This is a genomic window from Bradyrhizobium lablabi, from assembly GCF_001440475.1.
GTDB lineage: Bacteria > Pseudomonadota > Alphaproteobacteria > Rhizobiales > Xanthobacteraceae > Bradyrhizobium > Bradyrhizobium lablabi.
In genome coordinates this window covers 31342-37040 of record NZ_LLYB01000076.1, presented here as the reverse complement: position 1 = coordinate 37040, position 5699 = coordinate 31342, and the positions used below count along the sequence as shown (strand labels likewise).

The window sequence follows — 5699 nt, the reverse complement described above, 5'->3', positions numbered from 1 at the left end:
GCCACTGCCGCCGCCGATCGACGTCAAGCCCGCGCCGGGGGCCGCCAAGGCGAGGCCGCCGCGTCCGCCACTGGCGCTGACCCCGCAGGTCGCCAACCCGCCGCCGCGGTCCAATTAGGGCCGCGGGCCCATTTGCGCGCAGCCACAAGCGGGCGATCGAGGCTGACAAGCATCACCGCGGCCGATAAGCTCTCCACGGGTATTAGCGCCCCAGAGTTTGAGGGACGGCGACATGGATATCCGTGCTCCCGACCAGAGGTACAACCCTTACCGCATCTTTTCGCGAGAGCAGTGGGCGGCGCTGCGCAACGACACGCCGATGACGCTGGAGCCCGGCGAGTTCTCGCAGGTGCGCTCGCTGCACGACCGCCTGGACATCAAGGAGGTCGAGGAGATCTACCTGCCGCTGTCGCGTTTGCTGTCGATCTATGTCGATGCGGCGCAGCGGCTCTATTATTCGCAGCGTCAGTTTCTCGGAATCCGCGACCGCAAGGTCCCCTACATCATCGGTATCGCCGGCTCGGCTGCGGTGGGCAAGTCGACCAGCGCACGCGTCCTGCAGGCGCTGCTCGCACGATGGTCGCCGCGGCCCAAAGTCGATCTGGTGACAACCGATGGCTTTCTCTATCCCAAAGCGGTGCTGGAGCGCGATGGGCTGATGCAGAAGAAGGGATTTCCGGAGAGCTACGATCGGGCGCGGTTATTGTCGTTCCTGAGCGACATCAAAGCCGGACGAAGCCTGGTGCGGGCGCCGGTCTATTCGCATTTGACCTACGACATCGTTCCGAACCAGTGGCAGGAGGTTGACCGGCCCGACATCCTCATTGTCGAGGGCGTGAATGTCCTGCAGACCGCGCCGTTGCCGCGCCACGGCAAGGCGGTGCCCGTCGTCTCCGACTTTTTCGACTTCTCCATCTATATCGATGCGGACGTGTCGGTGCTGCGCGATTGGTATGTGCAGCGCTTTCTGACCTTCCGCGACACCGCGTTCCACGATCCAAGGTCCCACTTCCATCGTTATTCGCTGCTGTCGGACGATGAAGCGATCGCCACCGCAACGGCGATCTGGGAGCGCACCAATCTCGCCAATCTCGAGGAAAACATCCTGCCGACGCGGCCGCGCGCGACGCTGATCCTCACCAAGGGGGCCGATCACGTCATCGAGACGGTGGCGCTGCGACGGCTTTAGCGTCAAGCGGCCGAGTTGCTCATCGAACAATGGCTTCGAGCGGCTGGCGCTTGCACCCTGCGTTGACGGCGCGATCAGGTCAGTTTCCGGCGCAGCTCGGACCTCTGAGTGTCAATACAGGTGCACCGGGAGCGGGATGCCGGCCGGACCGACCAGCAGGCCCCAGGTCTCATCGGCGGCGACCTCGAACTCCCGGTTCTGCGCCGCGTCGCTCGCGACCTTGAGAGCGACCTTGTACTTGCCCGGCGGCAGGTCGATCTCCGGGCTATCAGGCGATCGGCGTCCGGTTTCAGGATCGTCCGTCAAATCGCGTCCGGCGCGCGTCGCCAACTTGATGGTCCGCTCGTTGATGGTGATGACGGTCTCTTCATCGGTGGCGTTGCCGAGCCTCAGCCGCACCTGCCCTGGCTGCGGCAGGATGCCAGCATTCGCGGCGGCGGATTTATGTCGCGACAGGTCCGCGATCGTCCTGTGGTCCTGATAGATGAGGCGGAGCAGCGCCGGTCCATCTGATGTCGTGAACGCGATCACGGCCCGGTCGGGCTCGACGAGCGCGCCGTCATTCTCCTTCCAGCCGCGCTTGCTCAGCGCGCCGCGATAGAAGCCGAGCGCAGCCGCGAGATCGAGCGGCGTCTCGACGTGAACCGACTCAATGAACCGTGAATTCTTCGCCGTCCTGAGGACCCAGGGCTTGGGCACCGGCAGACCGGTGTCGGGATCGTCGCTCGCGGCCTCCACGGGTGCCGTGACCGAGGCGGCGCAGAGCAGGCGCCTGGCGATGTAATTCTGCGGACAATGGGCGACGGCCCATGATGTGACGTCGACGTAGCTTGGCTGGAACGTCGGAGGCGTGCTCGACGGGGTGGTGAATATCGGGGTTCCTTGGCCGATGCTTTTCGATGACCGTTGGTAGGTGCAGCTGATCAGCCTTGAAAAACCGCTGTCACAATGATGATGGAGATCCAGGCGCTGATTGAGCATCGTGGCCGCGACGATTGTCGCGACGGCCAGGCCGCCGCCGATGTGCAAAATGCCTTTCGTTACACGATTCATCGCCGGATTCCCGTCTCCGAGAGCCTCTCTGAGTGCCTCTATGAAAGCGTTGGGCTCAGGTGCTCATCATGAGCTTAGTGGCATCGGTCGCGTAAAGCGTTCATCGCGCGCTTATCGTTTGATTCCTCTATCGATTTCTCGGTGCGGGTGCGCAGGTGTCATGATTGCGCGGCCTAGCCGAGCACGATCTCCCTTTCGATCCCGATTCTCCGCAAAAACGCTTCGTCGTGGCTGACGGCGANTCAGCGCACCGTCGAATCCTTTCAGCGCATCTTCCAGTTCCTCGATCGAGGCGAGATCGAGATGGTTGGTCGGCTCGTCCAGCAGCAGCAGGAACGGCGGCTGCGGGCGCGCGAAGACGCAGGCGAGCCCCGCGCGCAGCCGCTCGCCGCCGCTCAGCGTTGCCGCGATCTGCAGCGCCGCGTTGTTGCGGAATGCGAACCGCGCCAGCGCCGCGTGCGCTGCGTTGGGCGTGAGCTCCGGATTGAGGCGGCGCAGATTGTCGAGGATGCTCGATGCGGGATCGAGCAGGCCGATATGCTGGTCGAGCACGGCAATACGGTCGGTGCGGCGGCCGATATCGCCGCTCGCAGGTCTCAGCTCGCCGGTCAGCAGGCGGAACAGGGTTGTCTTGCCGGAGCCGTTGGCGCCGCGGATGGCGATCCGCTCGGGTCCGCGAACCTCGAACGACAGCGGTCCGAACAGACGGCGCTCACCGAAGGCCATCACGACGTCGCTGAAGTTAATGAGCTCGCGGCCGCCGGGCAGATCGGTGCGCGGCAGATCGATCGACAGCGGCGTCAGGATCTCGACCTGCGCTTTCGCCATTTCCAGCGCCTCGGTGCGTTCGCCGAGCAGGCGGCCGGCGAGGTGGCTTTCGCGCGCGGCGCTGTTCTCGGCGCGCTCCTGCTCGCGATCCATGAACATCTTGTCCTCGATGCCCTTGGCGCGCCAGGCGCGGCCGGCCTTGTCGCGGCGCGCTTTCTTCTCGCGCGCCTTCTGCACCGCGCGCTCGGTATTGCGCAGCGCATCCGAGGCGCGCTCGAGATCGTCGGCGGCGCGCGCGCGGGCGGCGTCACGCGCTTCGGTAAAGGCCGGCCACGCGCCGCCGAATATCGTGATGCCGACCGGCGTCAGCTCTACGATGCGGTCGACGCGTTCGAGCAGCGCGCGGTCGTGGCTGGCGACGAGGACGCCGCCCTGCCAGCGCTCGAGCAATTGCGCCACGGCCTGCCTGCCATCGGCATCGAGATTGTTGGTGGGCTCGTCCAGCAGCAACAGATCCGGTGCCTCGATCAAGAGGCGCGCCAGCGCGACCCGCGTCCGCTCGCCGCCGCTCAAGGAGACGATCGGGCGATCCATGGGCAGTGACGGCAGTCCGGCCTCAGTCAGCGCCGCCCGTATCCTCGTTTCCAACGTCCAGTCCGCCTGCGCGGCGTCATCAAGCGATCCTTCGCCGCGTTCGAGCCGATGCAACCGGGCAAGGCTGTCGGCGACGCCGAGTGCCTCGTCGACCGTCAGCCGTTCGTCGGTCAGTTGCGCCAGCATGCCGATCGAGCCGATGCGCTGCAGCGATCCACCGGCGGGTTCGATCTCGCCCGCGAGCAGGCGCAGCAAGGTGGATTTGCCGCTGCCGTTGCGGCCGACAAGGCCGGTGCGCTCGCCGCCAATCGCGAGCGTCAGTCCATCGAACAGCGGGCGTCCGTCAGGCGTGGCGAGAGAGATGGAATCCAGAATGAGAAAGGCAGGCATGGAGAGATTTCCGAAATTGGACTGAAGTCGCAAGGCGCGTGGTCAGCTTTGCGATGTCCATTTCTCTCTCCAGGGCTCTCGATGGCGTTCTTCAGACGACGTTCGTCGGTTCCGCCCACGCTTTGCAGCGGAACTGTGACGCCCATCAATTAGATACGCATTGTGTCATCATTCGTCCAGCCTGCCGCAAGGCGCAACGCTTTCCAGGCGAACCGGCGGGAATACTTCGCTTGCGGCGGGGTCTGTACCTGCGGCTGGACCATGGATTCACTAACGCAGGAAAACCGGAGGTTCGCATGATGAAGTCGGCCATCAAGCTTGCAACGCTGGCCATGTTTTCAATGGTGCTGATCGCTGCGCCGCCATCCGTCCCCGCCTTTGCCGCGGGCGGCGGCGGTGACCCGCCCTCGGCCACCCCGCCGCCGCCGAACACCGGGGCCGGTGCGAAGTCGAGCTCGAAGGCCAAGAAGAAGGCCAACAAGCAGTCGAGCGCCGACGATGCCGCCTTCCGGCAGGGATATCGCGCCGCGCATGCAACGATCTACGAACGACAAGACTACGCTGACGCCATCGCGCAGCTGAAGGCGCTCGGCCGCGACGACAATGCTGATGTTGCCAACCTGATCGGCTATTCCTATCGCAAGCTCGGCGACTACAGACTGTCGCAGACCTGGTACGAGCGCGCGTTGAAGGCGGACCCGAAGCACGTGCTGACCTGGCAGTATTATGGCCTGTGGCAGATCGAGCAGGGCAATCGCGAGCAGGCGTCGTATCATCTGACCCGGATCGCGGCGATCTGCGGCACCGGCTGCGAGGAGTATCGGTCGTTGGCCGCGGCGCTCGAAAAGCCGCCCGGCACCGGACTCGTCTATTGAGCCCTGCGACGGAGAGGGGGCGGGCGCCGTGCAACGCGTCCGCCTGATCGGAGCCATGGCGCGTTCAAGCGAAATGGATACCCGTTCGCGTGAAGAAAACGCGTCAAACAAAGAATCCAGAGCATCGGTTCTGAATCAATCAGAACCGATGATGCTCTAAGCCTGCGGCCGCGGCGCGTCCGGCGCGGCGGTCGGCATGGCACGGGTGCGGAAGTAGTCGAGCACGAACAGGCGGATCGCCGAGGACAGATTGCCCTGCTGGCGGTTGCCGTCGATCTCGCCGACCAGTTCGGACAGCGTCATGTTCCGCAGGCCCGAGATTTCCTTCATGCCGTTCCAGAAAGCCTCTTCGAGGCTGACGCTGGTCTTGTGGCCGGCGACGACGATCGAGCGTTTGACGACGGGTGACTTCATGACGCCTCTCCGTCATCGAGCTTGTGCTGGTCCAGAAGATTTGCGGCGCGATCCTTGCGACGTTCATCGAGCGTGCGCTCGGCTTTGGTCCGGCCAAACCGCGCGCGGTTGGCGTCGGCCTGTTTTGCCGATTGTTCCCGTTCGTTACGCTTCTTGAATCGCTTCAGGTTGATCACGTCTCCCATGTTCGTCTCCATCATCCGGCGACTCGAAGGCATGATGATTCATGGGGCAGAAAAAAGTCACGCAGCACGCAAGCAAATTGAATGGTCATCCGGAATTCCCCGTCCAGCGCTCATTGATAGCATCAAAAAATAAATTTCGCTCTGCGAAAAACCGAATAATCCTTGCTCCTACCATGCGTCAACGCAATCGCGATAGATGATCAACCTCATTCTTCAGGTATCATCCATAAT

At 63.8% G+C, this 5699-nt stretch carries 6 protein-coding genes; 2 read left to right on the top strand and 4 right to left on the bottom strand.

Features of this window, described 5'->3' with window-relative positions:
* Positions 1 to 232 precede the first annotated feature (232 nt).
* Positions 233 to 1189, top strand: a complete 957-nt coding sequence (gene coaA, locus CQ14_RS20425) for a type I pantothenate kinase (protein ID WP_057859640.1) — start codon at positions 233 to 235, stop codon at positions 1187 to 1189.
* Positions 1190 to 1300: 111 nt separating this feature from the next.
* Here coaA and CQ14_RS20420 read toward each other — a convergent pair whose 3' ends face one another.
* Both CQ14_RS20420 and CQ14_RS20415 read right to left on the bottom strand, forming a co-directional pair.
* A complete protein-coding gene (locus CQ14_RS20420; RefSeq protein WP_057859639.1) occupies positions 1301 to 2242 on the bottom strand; it encodes a hypothetical protein in 942 nt (313 codons plus the stop codon).
* A 242-nt stretch (positions 2243 to 2484) separates the two neighbouring features.
* Positions 2485 to 3994, bottom strand: a 1510-nt coding sequence (locus tag CQ14_RS20415) for an ABC-F family ATP-binding cassette domain-containing protein (RefSeq protein ID WP_245320430.1), incomplete at its 3' end; no start/stop codon positions are given.
* A gap of 296 nt (positions 3995 to 4290) precedes the next feature.
* Between CQ14_RS20415 and CQ14_RS20410 the strand changes: the two genes are divergently transcribed.
* Positions 4291 to 4869 (top strand): tetratricopeptide repeat protein, encoded by a 579-nt coding sequence (locus CQ14_RS20410; RefSeq protein WP_057859638.1) that lies wholly within the window; start codon positions 4291 to 4293, stop codon positions 4867 to 4869.
* 156 nt (positions 4870 to 5025) lie between these two features.
* Here CQ14_RS20410 and CQ14_RS20405 read toward each other — a convergent pair whose 3' ends face one another.
* Both CQ14_RS20405 and CQ14_RS20400 read right to left on the bottom strand, forming a co-directional pair.
* Positions 5026 to 5283: a ribbon-helix-helix domain-containing protein gene (locus tag CQ14_RS20405; protein WP_057859637.1), complete on the bottom strand. Its 258-nt coding sequence runs from the start codon at positions 5281 to 5283 to the stop codon at positions 5026 to 5028.
* On the bottom strand, positions 5280 to 5468 hold the full coding sequence (locus CQ14_RS20400; RefSeq protein WP_057859642.1) for a DUF4169 family protein: 189 nt from the start codon (positions 5466 to 5468) through the stop codon (positions 5280 to 5282). The genes CQ14_RS20405 and CQ14_RS20400 overlap by 4 nt, the downstream gene beginning before the upstream one ends.
* Between the last annotated feature and the right edge of the window lie 231 nt (positions 5469 to 5699).